This is a genomic window from Corynebacterium sp. HMSC062A03, assembly GCF_001811145.1.
Classification (GTDB): Bacteria; Actinomycetota; Actinomycetes; order Mycobacteriales; family Mycobacteriaceae; genus Corynebacterium; species Corynebacterium aurimucosum.
The window spans coordinates 38,202-56,037 of sequence record NZ_KV803651.1 but is presented as its reverse complement, the minus strand read 5'-3'; the positions used below and the strand labels follow the sequence as shown (position 1 = coordinate 56,037).

18 protein-coding genes are annotated in these 17,836 nt (G+C 61.7%); 14 read left to right on the top strand and 4 right to left on the bottom strand.

Annotation, left to right across the window (positions count from 1 at the left end):
- Positions 1-216: 216 nt before the first annotated feature.
- Complete coding sequence (locus tag HMPREF2781_RS02595; RefSeq protein WP_005528147.1) at positions 217-465, top strand: WhiB family transcriptional regulator; 249 nt, start codon at positions 217-219, stop codon at positions 463-465.
- A gap of 83 nt (positions 466-548) precedes the next feature.
- Here the strand turns inward: HMPREF2781_RS02595 and HMPREF2781_RS02590 are convergent, their stop codons facing one another.
- A complete protein-coding gene (locus HMPREF2781_RS02590; RefSeq protein WP_070644146.1) occupies positions 549-1,019 on the bottom strand; it encodes a metallopeptidase family protein in 471 nt (156 codons plus the stop codon).
- Between the two features lie 93 nt (positions 1,020-1,112).
- Here HMPREF2781_RS02590 and HMPREF2781_RS02585 point away from each other — a divergent pair, with 93 nt between their 5' ends.
- Together HMPREF2781_RS02585 and HMPREF2781_RS02580 are read left to right on the top strand one after the other, a co-directional pair.
- Positions 1,113-1,556, top strand: a complete 444-nt coding sequence (locus tag HMPREF2781_RS02585; protein WP_083308507.1) for a DUF3499 domain-containing protein — start codon at positions 1,113-1,115, stop codon at positions 1,554-1,556.
- A gap of 67 nt (positions 1,557-1,623) precedes the next feature.
- Positions 1,624-2,991 carry a phosphomannomutase/phosphoglucomutase gene (locus HMPREF2781_RS02580; protein WP_070644141.1) on the top strand — a complete coding sequence of 456 codons (1,368 nt, stop codon included), beginning with the start codon at positions 1,624-1,626 and terminating at the stop codon, positions 2,989-2,991.
- A gap of 139 nt (positions 2,992-3,130) precedes the next feature.
- Here the strand turns inward: HMPREF2781_RS02580 and HMPREF2781_RS02575 are convergent, their stop codons facing one another.
- Positions 3,131-4,483, bottom strand: a complete 1,353-nt coding sequence (locus HMPREF2781_RS02575; RefSeq protein WP_070644138.1) for an FAD-dependent oxidoreductase — start codon at positions 4,481-4,483, stop codon at positions 3,131-3,133.
- Between the two features lie 229 nt (positions 4,484-4,712).
- On the opposite strand from HMPREF2781_RS02575, the gene HMPREF2781_RS02570 reads away from it, so the two are divergent.
- The 4 genes from HMPREF2781_RS02570 to HMPREF2781_RS02555 are packed head-to-tail and all read left to right on the top strand — an operon-like array spanning position 4,713 to position 8,326.
- Positions 4,713-6,383 (top strand): nitrite/sulfite reductase, encoded by a 1,671-nt coding sequence (locus HMPREF2781_RS02570; protein WP_070644137.1) that lies wholly within the window; start codon positions 4,713-4,715, stop codon positions 6,381-6,383.
- Positions 6,380-6,634 (top strand): hypothetical protein, encoded by a 255-nt coding sequence (locus HMPREF2781_RS02565; protein WP_070644136.1) that lies wholly within the window; start codon positions 6,380-6,382, stop codon positions 6,632-6,634. The genes HMPREF2781_RS02570 and HMPREF2781_RS02565 overlap by 4 nt, the downstream gene beginning before the upstream one ends.
- An 11-nt stretch (positions 6,635-6,645) precedes the next feature.
- Complete coding sequence (locus HMPREF2781_RS02560) at positions 6,646-7,338, top strand: sirohydrochlorin chelatase (protein ID WP_070644134.1); 693 nt, start codon at positions 6,646-6,648, stop codon at positions 7,336-7,338.
- Positions 7,331-8,326 (top strand): sulfite exporter TauE/SafE family protein, encoded by a 996-nt coding sequence (locus tag HMPREF2781_RS02555; protein ID WP_070644132.1) that lies wholly within the window; start codon positions 7,331-7,333, stop codon positions 8,324-8,326. The genes HMPREF2781_RS02560 and HMPREF2781_RS02555 overlap by 8 nt, the downstream gene beginning before the upstream one ends.
- 9 nt (positions 8,327-8,335) lie before the next feature.
- On the opposite strand, the gene cobA is transcribed toward HMPREF2781_RS02555, so the two are convergent.
- On the bottom strand, positions 8,336-9,064 hold the full coding sequence (gene cobA / locus HMPREF2781_RS02550; protein WP_070446179.1) for a uroporphyrinogen-III C-methyltransferase: 729 nt from the start codon (positions 9,062-9,064) through the stop codon (positions 8,336-8,338).
- 29 nt (positions 9,065-9,093) lie between these two features.
- Here cobA and HMPREF2781_RS02545 point away from each other — a divergent pair, with 29 nt between their 5' ends.
- Both HMPREF2781_RS02545 and manA read left to right on the top strand, forming a co-directional pair.
- Positions 9,094-10,047: an exopolyphosphatase gene (locus HMPREF2781_RS02545; RefSeq protein WP_246821757.1), complete on the top strand. Its 954-nt coding sequence runs from the start codon at positions 9,094-9,096 to the stop codon at positions 10,045-10,047.
- Positions 10,048-10,056: 9 nt separating this feature from the next.
- A complete protein-coding gene (manA, locus tag HMPREF2781_RS02540) occupies positions 10,057-11,286 on the top strand; it encodes a mannose-6-phosphate isomerase, class I (RefSeq protein WP_070446176.1) in 1,230 nt (409 codons plus the stop codon).
- Between the two features lie 92 nt (positions 11,287-11,378).
- Here manA and HMPREF2781_RS02535 read toward each other — a convergent pair whose 3' ends face one another.
- Entirely contained in the window at positions 11,379-12,293 is a 915-nt protein-coding gene (locus tag HMPREF2781_RS02535) for a DNA-directed RNA polymerase II (protein ID WP_070644126.1), read from the bottom strand.
- A gap of 372 nt (positions 12,294-12,665) precedes the next feature.
- On the opposite strand from HMPREF2781_RS02535, the gene HMPREF2781_RS02525 reads away from it, so the two are divergent.
- The 5 genes from HMPREF2781_RS02525 (at position 12,666) to lpqB (ending at position 17,821) form a co-directional block, all read left to right on the top strand.
- A complete protein-coding gene (locus HMPREF2781_RS02525) occupies positions 12,666-13,019 on the top strand; it encodes a DUF4259 domain-containing protein (RefSeq protein WP_070446169.1) in 354 nt (117 codons plus the stop codon).
- Between the two features lie 44 nt (positions 13,020-13,063).
- Positions 13,064-13,684, top strand: a complete 621-nt coding sequence (locus HMPREF2781_RS02520; RefSeq protein ID WP_070644122.1) for a dTMP kinase — start codon at positions 13,064-13,066, stop codon at positions 13,682-13,684.
- 1 nt (position 13,685) lies between these two features.
- Positions 13,686-14,372: an MtrAB system response regulator MtrA gene (gene mtrA / locus HMPREF2781_RS02515; protein WP_070446165.1), complete on the top strand. Its 687-nt coding sequence runs from the start codon at positions 13,686-13,688 to the stop codon at positions 14,370-14,372.
- Positions 14,373-14,441: 69 nt separating this feature from the next.
- Entirely contained in the window at positions 14,442-16,115 is a 1,674-nt protein-coding gene (gene mtrB, locus HMPREF2781_RS02510) for an MtrAB system histidine kinase MtrB (RefSeq protein ID WP_305764403.1), read from the top strand.
- Positions 16,112-17,821: an MtrAB system accessory lipoprotein LpqB gene (gene lpqB / locus HMPREF2781_RS02505; protein WP_070446161.1), complete on the top strand. Its 1,710-nt coding sequence runs from the start codon at positions 16,112-16,114 to the stop codon at positions 17,819-17,821. Before mtrB ends, lpqB begins: the two co-directional genes overlap by 4 nt.
- Positions 17,822-17,836 lie beyond the last annotated feature (15 nt).

The following is a 17,836-nucleotide window of genomic DNA, read 5'->3' as shown; positions in this document are numbered from 1 at the left end:
GCGCAAAAATCTTCCGCGACAGGTTGACGATATTTAGTGATTCGGTGTGAAATGACATCAGTGTAATAAACGGCACGGCGGGCGCGGCACCGAAAAATCTTTTCGGTGTAGGGTCGGTGCCACCGAATTAAGAGAGAAACGACCTCGGAGAAAGGAAGCAGCGTGGACAATACAACGAATAACGGCGCTATTCTCCGTGGCGGTGCTGCTGCAGAGATGTCGCTCGATGAACTCTTTGGTGCCGTCGAGCAGGAGTGGCAAGACCAGGCGCTGTGCGCCCAAACGGACCCGGAAGCATTCTTTCCCGAAAAGGGAGGATCTACCCGCGAGGCTAAGCGTATCTGCCAGGCCTGTGCGGTGCGTGATGAATGCCTCGAGTATGCCCTGGAGCATGATGAGCGCTTCGGAATCTGGGGTGGACTGTCAGACCGTGAGCGTCGCCGCCTCAAGCGTGAAATTGGTTAGAGCGTAGCGCAACCGCGAGCGAACAACCTTACTTCCCCTTTGTTGTTGGGCTTAGAGTTCAACAGTAAGGGGGAATAGTGGTTTTACCAGGTAAAGCGCGGATCAATATCTCCTGGATCGACATTGAGATAATGTGCCACCAGCGCGGTGAGCACTGTGGACAGTAGTTCTTCGCGCTCCTGGGCAGAATGCACACGCTCCTCCACGGGCATGCGGAAGATGACCAACCGTGCGCGTGTGGGCTGCCCATCGGAATCGACCCCTGCGGGGACAATGCGTCCGAGCGGAACCGGGCCATCGGCGATGATTTCATCCGGCATCACGGTCATATCCACGGATAGGCGCATTCGGGGCACGGTATCGACCGCGAGATCGAGCCCGGTGAGCTGTTCCGCGAAAGCATTGTGGATGGGTGCGTAGGCCTCCAGCACGGCCATGTCGAAGCGCTCAGCGCTGCTGCGATAGCGCGGTGTGTTGTGGGGGAGCAGGGGGCCGCGTGCACCGCGGCCATGGCGGTGGCGGGCCGGGCGAATATGCGGGCGGGGCGTGCTCATGCGGCTTAGTTTAAGCCGCCCGGAACAGGGCTTGCGGCGAGACGCGCCGCGCTGGACTATCTAAATCTCAAGTTAGGGTTTAGACTTGGGCCCGTGAATAGCTCTCGCCATTGCTCCCGCCCCGGCTGCGGCCGTCCCGCCGTGGCGACGTTGACCTATGCTTACGCGCAGCAAACCGCCGTCGTGGGCCCACTGTCTGAAGAAACCGATCCCCACGCCTGGGACCTGTGCGAAAAGCACAGCGCCCGCATCACCGCCCCGCAAGGTTGGGAGATGGTGCGCGTTGACCGCATCGAACTCGATGAGGATGATGACCTCACCGCGCTCGCGGAAGCTGTCCGCGAGGCCGGGCGCGTGACCACAGGCTTGGTGGATGATTCCACTGCTGGTTCCGGTGCCGATCCCATTGACTATTCCGCCACCTTCGACGGCGCCGATCCGCGTAACTCCAACCACCCTGTGTTCCGCACCCGCCGAGTGTACGATGCCCGCCAGCGCCGCCGCGCTCACCTGACTGTGGTGCCGGACGCAGAGTAGCCATTCGGGCGCTTTCTAGCCCGTCGGACGCAGATCACCGCGTCCGACGGGGGTATGCTTGTGGGCTATGCGAACTCGTGAACAGCTCAATGCAGTGATCAAGGCCTATGACGTCCGTGGTGTCGTGGGCGAGGACATCGATGAGAACCTCGTGCGTGATACTGGTGCGGCCTTTGCCGCGATTCTCCGTGGGGAAGGGGAGAGCACCGTGGCGGTGGGTCATGACATGCGTCCTTCCTCCCCGCAGCTGGCCGCTGCTTTCGCGGAGGGCGCTGCTGCGCAGGGCCTCGATGTTATCCATCTCGGTCTGACGTCTACCGATGAGCTGTACTTTGCCGCCGGCCACCTGAACTGCGCGGGCGCTATGTTTACCGCCTCCCACAACCCGGCGAAGTACAACGGCATCAAGCTGTGCCGCGCGGGTGCTGTTCCGGTGGGCCAGGAGACAGGTCTGGAGCAGATCAAGGACATGCTGATCGACGGCATCCCGGCCTTCGACGGCGAGCCGGGCACCGTCACTGAGCGTGAGGTTCTGCCGGACTACGCGGCATTTCTTCGCGGCTTGGTGCCGCTGGAGAACTCCCGCCCACTGGTCGTGGCTGTCGACGCCGCGAACGGCATGGGTGGACACACCGTCCCGGCGGTCTTTGAGGGGCTGCCTTTCGACGTGCGTGACCTCTACTTCGAGCTGGACGGCACCTTCCCCAACCACGAGGCGAACCCGCTAGATCCGAAGAACCTGGTGGACCTGCAGAAGTTCACCGTTGAGCAGAAGGCGGATATCGGCCTGGCTTTTGATGGCGATGCGGATCGCTGCTTCGTGGTGGATGAGAAGGGCCAGCCGGTGCCGCCGTCTGCTATTTGTGCACTGGTGGCGGAGCGCTACTTGGACAAGTTCCCAGGCTCCACGGTCATCCACAACCTGATTACGTCGAAGACGGTTCCGGAGCTCATCGCGGAGAAGGGCGGCAAGGCCGTGCGCACCCGCGTGGGCCACTCCTTCATTAAGGCCCAGATGGCCAAGGAGAAGGCGGTCTTTGGTGGTGAGCACTCCGCTCACTACTACTTCCAGGAATTCTGGAATGCGGACTCCGGCATGCTCGCGGCCATGCACGTGCTGGCAGCCCTGGGTGAGCAGGACAAGCCGCTGAGCGAGCTGATGGCCCAGTATTCGCGCTACGAAGCCTCGGGAGAGATTAACTCCACCGTGGAGGATCAGAAGGCAACGACCCAGCGCGTGCTGGATGAGCTGGCGGACAAGATTGAGTCCGTCGACGAGCTCGATGGCGTGACCGTACAGTTGAAGGGCACCGAGGCCTGGTTCAACGTCCGCGCCTCCAACACCGAGCCGCTGCTGCGCCTCAACGTTGAGGCTAAGACTGAAGACGAGGTGCAGGCCATCGTCGACGAGGTCCTCGGCATCATCCGCGCCTAGCGTGTGAAGGCACGTGCCTTCACACGAAGGCCTCGAGCCTTGAGACGAAAACTGCCCTATCTGACGGTTTTCCCCGCGTTCATTGCGGCGGGAGCGATAACTTCGTCAGATAGGGCAGTTTTAATTGGGACGAGCCGGCTTAGTCGCGCGAGTGGTTGACCATCTCTTCCCACTCGACAAACTTCTTGCGCTCGCGACCCTCGGCCTCACCCAGGGCGCGCTCGGCGGCGTCAAGCTTCTTCCAGCCCTCCCAGGTCAGGTGCTCCAGGCCCTTGGACTTGAAGAGCTCGACGATGTCCTCGTCACGGGAGTGGGAGAGGTTGCCTGCTTCGGCGTCGGCAAGCAGCATGCCGATGGTCTCCGTGGCATCGGACTTGGTGTTGCCGATGAGCCCCACCGGGCCGCGCTTGATCCAGCCGGTGGTGTAGAGGCCCGGGACGATATCGCCGTCGAGGTCAACCACGTGGCCGCCGTCGTTGTTGATGACGTTCTTCTGCTTATTGAAGGGAACGCCCTCGATGGCATCGGAGCGGTAGCCCACGGCCAGGTACACGGCCTGTACCGGCCACTCGGTGAACTTGCCGGTGCCGGAGACAGAACCATCGCCGTTGAGTGCGGTGCGCTCGGTCTTCACAGCGGTAACCTTGCCGTTTTCACCGATGAACTCCACCGGCTGCTCGAAGAGGTGGATCTGTAGGGTGTGCGGGGCATCCTTCGGCTCACGGATGGCGTAGCCTTCCAGAGTCTGGCACACCAGGTCGCAGGACTTGGCCTCTTCGCGGGCCTTGAGGGAGGCTTCGTCGTAGTCGATATCCTCCGGGTCCACCACCACGTTGATGGTCGGGGAGTGGTCGAGCTCCTTGAGCTCCAGCGGGGTGAACTTGGCCTGCGCCGGGCCGCGGCGGCCGAAGACGCGGACGGTGGTGGCCTGGTTCTTGGCCAGGGACTCATAGACGTTGTCGGGAATCTCGGTGGATTCCTTGAGCTCATCGCCGGTCTTGGCCAGGATGCGGGCGACGTCGAGGCCCACGTTGCCTACGCCGATCACGGCGACGTCGGTAGCGGAGAGATCCCAGGAGCGCTCGAAGCGTGGGTTGCCGTCGTAGAAGCCAACGAATTCGCCGGCGCCGTGGACGCCCTCGAGATCGGAGCCGGGGATCTGCATGCCCAAGTCGCCGACGGCGCCGGTGGCGAAGACGATGGCGTCGTAGTACTCCTCGAGTTCGGAGACGGTGACATCGCGGCCCACGTTGATGTTGGACAGTAGGCGGATCTGTTCGGTGTCGAGCACTCGGTGCAGGGAGTTAACGATTCCCTTAATGCGCGGGTGGTCCGGAGCCACGCCGTAGCGGATGAGCCCGAAGGGGGCGGGCATCTGCTCGATGAGATCGATCTGAACGTTGCCGCCGGTTTTCTTCACCAGGATGTCGGAGGCGTAGATGCCGGCTGGGCCGGCGCCGATGACGGCTACTTTCAGGGGCTGCTGGGTCATGATGGCCTTTCGGAATGTTGTAGTAACTAACGAAAGCTTAGGTCTTAACAAGCGTGGGTTTCATTGAACCGGCTTGTCTGCTGTAGGGCAACTGGGCCTAATTACATTCGGAGAACATTGTGGCATAAACCCAGCGTGCTTTGCATATTCGGGAGAAAATAAAAAAGACCGCTTTGTCTGTTTTGGCTAGACCGGTAGGTTTTCAGTATCCGACGAAAGGCAGCAAATTATGACCACCGCCACACAGCGAAAGCCACGTGCGAAGAAACCGGAAGGCCAGTGGAAGATTGACGGCACCGCGCCGCTGAACTCCGACGAGGAAATCAAGCAGGCCGACGACGCCCTAGCAGTGCGTCAGCGCGTTATCGATATCTACTCCAAGCAAGGATTTTCCTCGATTCCCGCAGAGGACCTTGCCCCACGTTTCAAGTGGTTGGGTCTATATACCCAGCGCAACCAGAACCTAGGCGGGGAGATGACATCCAAGCTCAGCAACGCCGAGCTACAGGACGAGTACTTCATGATGCGCGTGCGCTTCGACGGCGGCCGCGCGGATCCCGCCAAGCTGCGGGCGGTGGGAGAGATTTCGCGCGATTATGCGCGCTCCACCGCGGACTTTACGGACCGCCAGAACATCCAGCTGCATTGGATTCAGATTGAAGATGTCCCCGCCATCTGGGAGAAACTGCGCTCTGTGGGGCTGGATACCTTGTTGGGCTGCGGCGACGTGCCCCGCGTCATTCTTGGCTCACCGGTAGCGGGGGTGGCTGCCGACGAAATTATCGACGCCACCCCAGCCATCGAGGAGATTAAGAATGACTACCTCCTGCGCGATGAATTCCATAACCTTCCGCGTAAATTCAAGTCCGCCATCTCCGGCAACGTTCGTCAGGACGTGACCCACGAGATCCAGGACGTTGCCTTTGTGGGTACGCAGCATCCGGAGTACGGCCCGGGCTTCGATTGCTTCGTGGGCGGAGGACTGTCCACGAACCCGATGCTCTCGCAATCCCTCGGCGCGTGGATTCCGCTCGAGCGCGTGCCGGAGGTGTGGGCCGGTGTGGCGCGCATCTTCCGCGACTATGGCTTCCGTCGCAACCGCAACCGCGCGCGTCTGAAGTTCCTGGTGGCGCAGTGGGGCATTGAGAAGTTCCGCAAGGTACTGGAGGAGGAATACCTCGACGCGCCGCTTCTCGATGGCCTCCCGCTCCCCGTCGCCCCCGGCAACCGCGATCACGTGGGCGTGCACCGCCAGCAGGACGGCAAGTTCTACGTCGGCGTGAAACCCACCGTGGGGCATGCCACTGGCGAGCAGCTCATTGCCATCGCCGACGTGGCCGAGAAATTCGGCATCAGCCGCATTCGCACGACACCGATGAAGGAGCTGCTTTTCCTCGACGTGGAAGAAGAGGACATTCCCGCGCTGTCACGTGCATTGGATGAGACGGGCCTATACTCCCAGCCCTCGGAGTTCCGCCGCGGCGTCATCTCCTGCACCGGCCTGGAGTTTTGTAAGCTCGCGCACGTGACCACCAAGGCCCGCGCCATCGAGCTCGTCGACATCTTGGAAGATGCCCTCGGTGACCTCGACGTCCCGCTGTCTGTTGCCCTCAACGGCTGCCCCAACGCCTGTGCGCGTTCGCAGGTAGCGGATATCGGGCTCAAGGGACAGATCGTGACGGATGCCGATGGCAACCGCGTTGAAGGTTTCCAGGTCCACCTTGGCGGCGCCCTCGGGCTATCTCCGGACTGGGGCAGAAAGCTGCGTGGGCACAAGGTGGTGGCGGATGAGGTTCCGGACTATGTCATTCGCTTGGTCAACAAGTACAAGGAACAGCGCGAAGACGGCGAACAGTTCCGCCACTGGGTCTTGCGCGCGGACGAGGAGGACCTGCAGTGAATTTTCGCCGTCAACCTAACCCCAACCGCAATCACCCAGCCTTTTGCCCTTATTGCGCTGGGACAAACCTTTTCCCAGATGAGGAAGATGATTTTGCCTGGAAGTGCGAAGAGTGCCTCCGCATCTTTTCTGTACGCTTCCACGGCCAAGACGATGCCCCCGTAGCGCCCGCGCCGGCGGTCTCCTCCGCGGAGGCGCTGCAGCGCTCTCTCGCTCGCCGCGGCCATTCCACCGCGAAAACTCAGAATTAAGGAAACCCACCATGACCGCCCCGACCGCTACCACGGCATTACTAACCTTGTCACACGGCTCACGCCACCCTGAGGCTGCAGCGAACGTTATGGCCCTGACCCACGCCGCTGGCGAATTGGCCGGTGTGCCGGCCACCGCCGCACACTTAGAATTCAATAACCCGCCACTCGATGAGGCGGCGCGCTGCCTAGCAGCGCAAGGAATACGCGAGGCGGTCGTTGTGCCATTGCTCTTTACCGAGGGCTACCACCAGCGCATCGACGTTCCTGAAGCTGTGGCCCAGGCTTCTGCGGCATCTGGAGTGCGCCTTCACCAAGCCCGTGGACTCGGTACCGGTGAGGACATGGCGCGTCTACTGGTAGAGCGAGTTCCAGAGGGAACAGATACCGTTGTGCTCTATTCTGTCGGCTCCTCCGATGAGCGTGCCAACGCCGCCGTTGCTGATCTAGCGCGTCGTGTCGGTGAGCTCGCCGGTTGCACAGCGAAGGTTGCCTATGCCACGCGCGGTGAGCGCCATCCCGTTGACTCGGGCGGAGAACAGGAGGTCGTCGTGCCACTCTTTGTGAGCCCTGGCCTGCTTTTAGATCGCCTCGACGAGGATGCAGGGCGCAGCGATGGGGAGACTCGGCAGATTCTCCCTCCGCTGGGTGAGGCACTCGCCGGCATTGTTTCCCACCGTTATGCGGAGGTGGCCCATGCGTAGCCTCATTCTCATCGCGGTTGCGGGTGCCGCCGCGCAGCTTGTCGACGGTGGCATCGGCATGGGCTTCGGCGTCACCTCCACCACCATCCTGTTGCTAGCTGGCTTGGGGCCCGCGACAGCCTCCGCCGTGGTGCACGCCTCGGAGCTGGGTACCACCTTGGTCTCCGGAATTAGCCACTGGCGTTTTGGCAACGTGCATTGGCCTACGGTGCTCAAGCTCGGTGTGCCGGGAGGCCTGTCAGCCTTCATCGGAGCGACGGTTCTGTCTAACCTTTCTCTCGAAGCTGCCGCGCCCGTAACGTCTGCGATTCTCGTGGTCCTAGGCATCAACCTCGTCTGGCGCTTCTCGCGCCCACGGAGCCGCACATCGCAGGAAACTCGACAGCACTCCACTCCTCTTCTCGCGGGGCTCGGCGTGGTGGGAGGCTTTGTCGATGCTTCAGGCGGCGGTGGCTGGGGCCCGATTTCCACCTCGACGCTCATGACGGTCGGCCGGGAGCAGCCGCGGCGCATCGTCGGCACGGTCAACACCGCAGAATTCCTCGTTACTTTTGGTGCCACGGCGGGCTTCATCGTTGGCCTCTGGGAGGAGATTGTGGCTAACGCTGCCGCGGTTGTAGCGTTGCTTATCGGCGGGGTGATTACCGCACCGATTGCAGCCTGGCTCATCTCGCGCATCAACCCCACGCTCCTTGGGGGCTTCGTGGGCACGGCTATCGTGACGCTCAACATTCCTAGAGCACTAGGGTGGGCGCTGGCGCATCAGCAGATCCTTCTTTTGCAGGTCGCTGCGCTGGTCCTCGGAGTTGCTCTCACGGTCTGGGCGAATCAACGCCGGGCTCGTTCCGCGCAGGGCGCGGAGGGGGATAGCGCTTCGCAGCAGCGCACCGGCAGCCGCGTCATTGAAACAGCGGAGCCGACCGGCCGCGAGGGCGCCCATGCAGGAAGCTCCGCGGATTCGGAGGACGAGCGCGTCGGAGTTGAGTAGAACTTGGCGCTAGAGCCCGGCAACCTCACCGATGACGATGACCGCCGGGGGAGCCACCGAGTTCTCTTCCATCGTGGCCCCTAGCTCAGCCAACTCGCACTGGAATGCTCGCTCGCCATCGAGGGAGCCTTCCTGAATGATGCGCACGGGGGTGTGGGGCGACAGGGAGGCGTCGATCAGCGCAGCAGCGATAGCGGCCGCGTTTTTGACACCCATGATGACGGACAACGTAGCCCCAGATTGTGCCAGTGCTGCCCAATCCACCAAAGACTTGGGATGGCCTGGCGGCAGGTGCCCGGAGACCACCGTGAAGGCATGAACGACGCCACGGTGCGTCACCGGCGTTCCCGCCAGTGCGGGCACCGCGACCGCCGAGGTCACCCCGGGGATCACTTCCACCGGGATGCCCGCTTCCGTAAGCGCAGTGAGTTCTTCGAAACCACGCCCAAACACATAAGGATCCCCACCCTTGAGGCGGACCACGCGGCGCCCCTGGCGGGCGTTGTCAACCAGAATCTCGTTGATGCGCTCCTGGGCCACCTGGGCGCGGTAGGGGATCTTGGAGACGTCGATAAGTTCCTTGGTGCCTATATCGCACAGCTTATCCAGCTGGGCGGTAGGACCGAGGTGATCTGCCACGATGACCTCGGCCTCCTGCAGCGCCCGCATGCCACGCACGGTGATGAGATCCCACGCGCCAGGGCCGCCGCCGACAAGGACTACCGGATGAATGCTCATGGCCACTAATCCTAGCTATGCTCGGGCCTATGACTTCCTATGACCCCGAAACCGTGGGCTTCTTTGACATTGCCCACGAAGGCGCCCAGGCGCGCGTGGTGGCTGCATCCGTGCCGGAGCTTGCTCGCGTGCTGGGCGGACTCCGCCCGCGCAGCGTCGTCATCCTTGCCGCCGACCAAGTTTCTCGCGCTGCCGCTCACGTTGCTGTGGGCCTAGCTGAGCCCGCTGAAGTCCCCATCATGGTCAGCGAGTCACTACCGCGCTTTACTGGTGCCCTCGATGTCGTGGTGGTGGCGGGGGATAGCCCGTGGGCGGAGCGCGCGCTGCATACTGCTGCGCGCCGGGGTGCCACGACAGTCCTTCTCAATGAGATCGAGGACGCCCCCGAAGACACCATCGTCATCGACAACCTACCCACCGCCGAAGGGATCTCCCCGGTGCGCGTGATTACAGCTGTGCATGCGGTGTACGCGGTGCTGAGCGAAGACCCAGTTCTCGTTTCCCGCCGTGTGGAGGACGTCGCCGATGCAGTGGACCGTGAGCTGGAAGCACTATCCCCGCAACGTGACTCCACGACGAACCCTGGGCGCGCGTTGCGTGAATTCGTAGAGGGCGGGCGAGTCATCCACAGCTGTGGGCCCGATCTTTATGCGCTGTCGGAGGAGCGCACGCGCGTGCACCTTGACGCGCTTGTTGCCCGTATGGCTGGTGCGCTGTGGGCAGCCCACGGGCTGGGAGGGACCGTTGTTGATGCGGAAGGCTTAGGGCCGATTCTGCAGACAGACCCGACTGACATCTTCTACGACCCGTTTGAAGCGGAAGAGCCTTTGGTACCCTTGAAAATTGTTTTATGGGGACAGGAAGAGGCGAACCTTCCCCACTCTTTTGCAGCAGCGAGCGCCGACACCTCCTGTGGGGAATTGGCCCGCTCGCTGCAGTTGATTACGCGCAGTTATGCCGCGACCGCCTACGACGTGAAATAAAGGATTTCAATGAAGTTGCTCACCAGCGCTGCCCGCAATTATTCGTGGGGTTCGCGCACGCTTATCCCGACGCTGCTCGGCGAGCCGGAAGCCCACAGCCCGGTAGCAGAGCTGTGGTTCGGTGCGCATCCGGCTGACCCTTCAACGATTGGGGAGGAGAAGCTGGATGAGATCATCGCGGCCGACCCCCAAGGACAGCTGGGACAGCGGGTGGCTGACAAGTATGGTGCCGGCCTGCCCTTCTTGCTGAAAATTCTGGCAGCCGCCGAACCGCTATCGCTGCAGGCGCATCCTTCGAAACAGCAGGCCGAAGAAGGCTTTGCCCGCGAGAACGCGGCGGGAATCGATCTCACGGCAGCTAATCGCAACTACAAGGATGACAACCACAAGCCGGAACTCATCGTGGCGCTCACCGAGTTTTACGCCATGGCGGGATTCCGCCCCCTTGCGCAGACCCGCAGCCTCTTCGCGGCTTTGGAATGCGAAGAACTAGCGCACTATGAAGGCATGCTTGATGCGGATCCAGCCGCCGAAGGCGATAGTCTCCGCGCGCTGTTTACCACCTGGATTACGATCCCTGGCCCCAAGCGCAAGGAACTGATCAATGCGGTGGTGGCTGCTGGTGAGCGACTGCGCAGCACCCAGGCAAGTGAGCCGTGGATGACCACCGTGATGGGTACCGTGGCCAAGCTCAATGAACAGTACCCAGGTGATATCGGCGTTCTGGGAGCGCTTCTGCTCAACCACATTGTCCTGCAGCCGGGGGAGGCGATTTACCTCGACGCCGGGCAGTTGCATGCCTATGTCTCCGGCTTAGGCGTAGAGATCATGGCCAACTCCGATAACGTGCTACGCGGCGGATTGACCCCGAAGTTCGTTGACGTTCCTGAACTGGTCAAGGTCCTCACCTACGAGGCGGCTGAAGACCCGCGAGTGGAGTTAGTGGATGCCTCCGAAACCGGAAACGTGAAGGGCGCGAAGGCATGGTCCTATCCGGTACCGATTGAGGAATTCCTGCTGGACCGTGTAGAGCTTTCCGGCGAGGAGAGCGTCGATGTCGACAGCGATGGCCCGATGATTCTGCTGTGTACCTCCGGCGCAGCTGCGTTGAGCAACGCGGAGGCAGAGAGCCTCAACTTAAGCGCGGGCCACGCTGCGTGGCTCCCTGCCAACGACCCTGTTGCTACCGTCCGCGCTGCCGGCGCCGAGGGTGCTGAGGTATTCATCGCCCGCGTCTAAGCCCATGGCGTGCGGCCAGCCTTAAAACTGCGCAGCTGCCCAGGCTTTGTGTGCGCCTGGGCAGCTGTGAGGGGATTTAAGTGTGAGAGAATTTAAGCCGACTCTGTGATCGCCGGTCCGGGAGTTGGCTCGGGGGAGCTTTCAGCTGGAGCAGTGGCGGTGGGGGTTGCTGCAGAAGGTTCCTCGGCGACGGGGGTATCATCCGTCGGTGCCGCTGGGGTGGGAGCCTCGTTGCTTCGATGAGTCTCGGCGTCGCGCCCCGGAGTTTTCGCGCCATCGCCGACTAGTGGGGCGGTTCCTTCCCACGGTTTCTTGCCTGCTTCGCGGGGTTCTGCGGGGGTCTCAGCATCAGGTGCGGGAGCTTCGTGGGTGAACCCAGCTGGCCGCGGATTGAAGGACTCAGGGGAGTCAGAAGGTTCTTCAGGCTGTGGCTGCCCGGAGGACTGCGGGCCAGCGTGGTGGTCCTCCGTTGGGCTCTCTTGTGGAACGATCGTCGGTGACTCCGGTGTGGTCGGCGGCTGCGTCGGTTCTGAGCTCGGCTGAGGAGAGCCCGGTACTGGCGACCCAGGGGCCGTCGTAGCGGAACCTTCAGATGGCGGCGCAGTGGGCGCCGTGCTGAGCGGCGCCTGCGGGTACTGCGTGTTCGGCGTTACCTGCGGCTGCTGGTTCTGCAGCGAGGAGACATTATCAGGGCGGTAGACAGCCGTGGGCGCAGCCGGTTCCGTGCGGTTCACTACGGCATTCGGTGCCAAGTACGGATCCTCCGCGGGTGCGGCAACCTGAGTCTGGGACTGCTTGGAGCGCGTCGAGGTCGGGGAGGCCGTGGTGGTGTAGGAGTGCGTTGCCGAAGATGACGTGGCCGGAGCGCTTGAGGCAGCGGTGGCGGCGGAGGGCTTGGATACCACGGAATCCGGCGCGCTCATGCGCCAAACTGCGATGCCAACGGCGACGGCGCATAGGAGGCCTGCCACGACGAAAGCCACAATGCGGCGAGGGGTGCTCGTCATGCGGGGCGCTCTCCTTCCTACTTAAATTGCTGCGCAAAAGCCTGCTCAAATGTCACAAGACGGTAACAACGATAACACGAAACTGAGGATAGTAAATGGGCTGGGCAATAATCCCCACGCGCTTCTTATGTGAGCCGGTCTTCGGTGCGCTGTAGAAGGAGAGAGAAATGTGAAAGAGGAAGGAAAGGTAGATAGCTAGTGCCGTAATAAAACGGGCCCGCGGGAGCAAGCCTTGCATACGTGCGCCTAAAGAATGGTAGAACTTGGATTAGATAGCGGCTGCGCGGCGTGCCCCGCCTGCGAATCCGCACCGGCCCACCGTGGATATAAGAACACAGACCCCTAATTCACCAGAGCATAAAGGAGAAAACAATGAGCTCATGGGATGAAGACATCTTCGCTGACGAGGCCAACGTCGACTTCTTGGATGAACTGGCTGATCTAGAGGATGAAGAGATCGTTGCTGCGGTCGATGATGCCTGCGCGCTTGCGGCTTCAGGTGAGGCGCAGACTGAAGAGGAGCAGCGCAACGCCCTAGCGGCGGCCACGATTGCTGCCATCTGGGCAGGTGCTCCGTTCAGTGCCGGGGAGGTCGTTGAGGACTACCCCTTCATCCGGGATCTCGCCGGCTCCGGCAGCGAGAACCTGAACGAAAACGCGCTCGAGCTGATCGAAGGTGTGGAAGAGGACTATGACCTTGAGCCCTTCATTGAGGCTCTGTCGTAGAGCCAGCTTTCCTAGAAACAGCTCGAGCACCAGATACACCAAGCATGCTGATCAGTATTGAAGGAATTGACGGCGCGGGTAAGAACACCATCACCCAGCGCTTGCGGGAAGAACTAGCCTGCGATGTCGAAGTCTTAAGCTTCCCGCGCTACGAAGACTCCATCCATGCCCAGCTCGCGCAGGAGGCGCTCTACGGGCGTATGGGTGACCTCACCGATTCGATCTACGGGATGGCCACGCTCTTTGCGCTGGATCGGCGGGGCGCCAAGGAACAGCTCCTCACCGCCGCTGCGTCCTCGGACTCTCTGCTCATTCTGGACCGCTATGTGGCCTCCAACGCCGCGTACTCTTCCGCGCGGGTGGGAGGGGAGCTCATTGTTGATTGGATTTATGAGCTCGAATTCGAGCGCTTCGGCCTGCCGGTGCCGCAACTGCAGGTCTTTTTGGATACCGACGTAGCCCTTGCCGGCCAGCGTGCCGTGGCCCGTGCAGCAGAGGATGAGGGACGCAACCGCGACCGCTATGAACGCGATGCCGCGCTGCAGTCACGCACGGCGGCTGCCTACCGTCGGTTGGCGGAGCAGCAGTGGGCAGGGCGGTGGATCGCCACCGCGGATGCCGATATGATTATCCAAGCTGTCAAGGAGCTTGTAGGAGAACAATAACGTGGCACCGAAAATCTTGGTCGTGGATGATGATCCGGCGATTGCCGAAATGCTTACCATCGTGCTCGAGGCGGAAGGGCTGGAACCTATTGCCGTCAACGATGGTAATGAGGCCATCCCGGCCTTCCGCGAGCATGACCCCGATCTGATCCTGTTGGATCTCATGCTTCCGGGTATGAACGGCGTTGATATCTGCCGTGCCATCCGTACCGAGTCCTCGGTGCCTATCGTGATGCTCACCGCAAAGACCGATACCGTCGATGTGGTCCTTGGCCTCGAATCGGGGGCGGATGACTACATCACCAAACCCTTCAAGCCGAAAGAGCTCATCGCCCGTATCCGTGCGCGCCTGCGCCGGATTGACGGGGGTACGAGCGAAATAATTGAGGTAGGGGACCTGCTTATCGACGTCCCCGAGCACACCGTCACCCGTAAGGGCGGCGAGGAGATCTCGCTGACCCCGCTAGAGTTCGACCTCCTGCTGGAGATGGCTCGAAAGCCCGGACAGGTGCACACCCGCGAGGCGTTGCTCGAATCCGTCTGGGGTTACCGCCACGCTTCCGATACTCGCTTGGTCAACGTGCATGTTCAGCGCCTGCGCGCAAAGATCGAGCACGACCCAGAAGATCCACACATCGTGCTCACGGTGCGCGGTGTGGGATACAAGACTGGAAAAATCGCCGAGTAAAGGACTACCGCTATTTTTGGTTGGTTAAGGCGAGCCCGGGATGGCGTCGTCGAGCGCTGGCGCACGTCCCTGCAGACACGTGTCTTGGGCATGATGCTGGTCGCCTCCACGGTGGTCATGATCATCCTGGCGTATGCACTGGTGTCGGTGTTGACACAACAGCTCGTGAGCCAGAAGGAAGACACCGCACTGCAGGAGCTCGACCGCGCTCGTGTGGCCGTGGAGCAGCAGATCGATGCCACCGGCACAGCAAATTCAACGCAGGTGCGCATCAACTCTGCGCGCGCCGCCTTGGGCCAAATGTCGGCGCAACAGCCCGATGCCCAGGCCGTGTATGAGCCGGTCATCGTCGTGGAAAACTCAGACGGCACGGCCACGACCTCGCCGGAGGGCTACCGTATTCCCGATGGGATGCGCGAGCTCGTCAGCCGCGGTCAGGTTGTCCAGCAATATGCCACGGTGGACCAGCAGTCGGGGGCGACCTATAACGCGTTGATGGTGGGCACACCCATTGAAAGTGATATCCCGAATACCCAGGTCTACCTCGTATTGTCCATGGAGTCCGAGGAATCCACGATGGCGCTTATGCGTGGTCTGCTCTCGGCCGCCGGAGTGGTGGTCGTGGTCCTCCTCGTAGGTATTGCCTGGCTGGCCACCCAGCAGGTGATCGTCCCGATTCGCTCCGCATCCCGCATTGCACAACGATTTGCCGCCGGCCACCTGCGCGAGCGCATGGTGGTCAACTCGGATGATGAGATGGGCCGCCTTGCTTCCTCTTTCAATGACATGGCAGACAAGCTGTCAAAGCAGATTACCCAGCTGGAGGAATATGGCGACCTCCAGCGGCAGTTCACTTCCGATGTCTCTCACGAGTTGCGCACGCCGCTGACGACGGTGCGCATGGCGGCGGATGTCATCGCGGAAGACGCAGAAGAGTTCAACCCCTACACCAAACGTTCGGCGGAGTTGCTCATCAAGGAGCTGGACCGTTTCGAGGACTTGCTCGCGGACCTTTTGGAGATCTCTCGCCACGATGCAGGCGTGGCTGATTTGTCCACGGCCTCCCTTGATATTCGCTCCTGTTTGGACTCCGCACTGAGCCAGGTGGAACACCTCGCCGACGAGTTGGGGGTGGAGGTTATCGTTCATGCCCCAGAGGAACCCGTGGCTGTGGAATGCGATTCGCGCCGCGTCGAGCGCATCTTGCGTAACCTGCTCGCGAACGCCATTGATCACTCTGAAGGCAACCCCGTTACCGTGGATATCGGCGCGACTGAGGATGCCGTTGGCATCGCCGTCACCGATTCTGGCGTGGGACTCAAGGAAGGTCAGGAGGAGCTGGTGTTCAACCGCTTCTGGCGCGCGGATTCCTCGCGCAAGCGCCACTCAGGCGGAACCGGCTTAGGCTTGGCCATCGCTCGCGAGGATGCCGTGCTCCATGGAGGCACTCTGGATGCCATCGGCTACTTCGGCATCGGCTCGCGCTTCCGTCTAGTCCTGCCACGCACCCCGGGGGAAGCGGTGGAATCTGAGCCCATTGCCCTCGAGGTCCCGGGCGCTCCGAAGCCCGTCGAAGCGGAGGAACAGTCCGCGCTCGACGTGAGCACTGAACTAGGAGCCCCTGCAGTAAAGGCAGAGCCGGATAACGGGATAGTGTGGCCCTCGGAGCGCGAAGCGCGTGGCGCGGAAGCGCCGTTCAATCAAGACATCGTCCCCGATTTCGACGAGGAGGCCCAGCGATGATTCCGGCCCGCCGCTCACTCGCAGTGCTCAGCTGCGTCGCGCTTACTACCCTCGTCGGGTGCTCGACTTTGCCGCATAACACTGATCCCCAGGTGATCGGCACCTTTGAACCTCATGAGCGGGCAGACGATGCCGTCGTGGAGCCCCGCACCGATAGCGAACCGGACCTCTTAGTCCGTGACTTCTATTCGGCCGTGGCGATTCCCACTGGCAACTACGCTGCTGCCCGCACCTTCCTTGCCTCCGAAATCGCTAATTCCTGGGATCCCACGGATACCGTGCTCGTCGTGGATTCCATCGACCTTGTGACCTCAAACATGGAAGACGGTGCCCTCGAGTATTCGGTGCGCGGCAACATCATCGGCCGTCTGGCGAATGGTGGGGCCTATGTCCCGGATAACTCGCGTCTTGAGGCGACTGTCCGCCTGCGCCAGTTCAATGGGCAATGGCGCATTACCGACCTGCCTACTGGCGCGGTGATCGAGCGCACGGAACTGCGCAACCGCTACCGCCCGCAGTCGCTGTACTTCTTCGGTACAACCCAGCGCCTACTGGTGGCGGACCGTCGGTGGCTCTACTCGGGAAAGGACTCGATCGCTTCAGAGTTGGTCACCCTCCTGCTACAAGGGCCGTCTTCCGATATCGCTCCGGCGACCTCCACCTTGATCCCGAAGGATGCCACTTTCTTAGGCATCAACGATGGTGTGTATGAATTCAGTGGGATGTCAGCAATGAGCCAGGAGGAGCGCCTTAAATTTGCCTCCCAGTTGGTCTGGACTCTCAACAATGCGGAGATCACTAATTCAGTTCGCGCCACCATCGATGGCAGCCCCTTGGTTGACAACATGGAGGAGATGACCATCGATGATTTCGCCGAGTTTAACCCAGAGGTAGCTGCCCAATCCGTGCCCAAGCTCTACGCCGTCAACGACGGCTCCCTGCTGGAAGTCAAGGGCGAAGGTAGCACCGAGGTACAGGGCATGGCTGGCCAGATCCATGACATCCAGTCCGCCGATATCTCGGATGAGGGGATGGTGGCCGCGGTGCGTAAGCGTTCTGAGAAGGAATCGCAGCTGGCGATGGGCGAGCTCGGCCACGGACTCAAGGGCTCGGTCAAGGGCGAAACCCTAGCCCGCCCCACCTTTGAGGTGGGCGGCCAGGTGGCGTGGACCGTTGTTGACGGCAAACATGTAGTCCGTGTGACGCGTTCGCCGGCGACTGGCGAACTGAGCACCGCAGAGGTGGACACCTCTGCACTGGAGAACATGGAGGGAGAGATCTCGGTCATTCGACTGTCCCTCACGGGAGCCCGTATCGCCATGATCATCGACGGCAGCATTTACACCGGCGTGGTGGCCCGCGCGACCTCGGGCGAGCGGCGTATCGTCAACATCCACCAAGTTGGTCCTGAGCTGACCGGCTCGGCCTTGTCCGTGGAGTGGCAGACGGATGGTTCTTTGCTCGTGGGTACCTCGGCGTCGAATTCGCCCGTGTGGCGTATTGAGCAAGACGGTTCCTCTGCTACCACCTTACCTACCGGAAATATCACCGCGCCGGTGGTGGCGGTGGCTTCCTCACCGTCGACGCACTACGTCACCGATGCGCATGCTCTACTGCAGCTTCCCGCAGGCGGATCTGAACGCTCGTATTGGCGTGAAGTCGAAGGCCTGCAGGGAGTGCGATCCTCACCCATCATCGCGCGCTAGAGTCGCGCTAAAGTG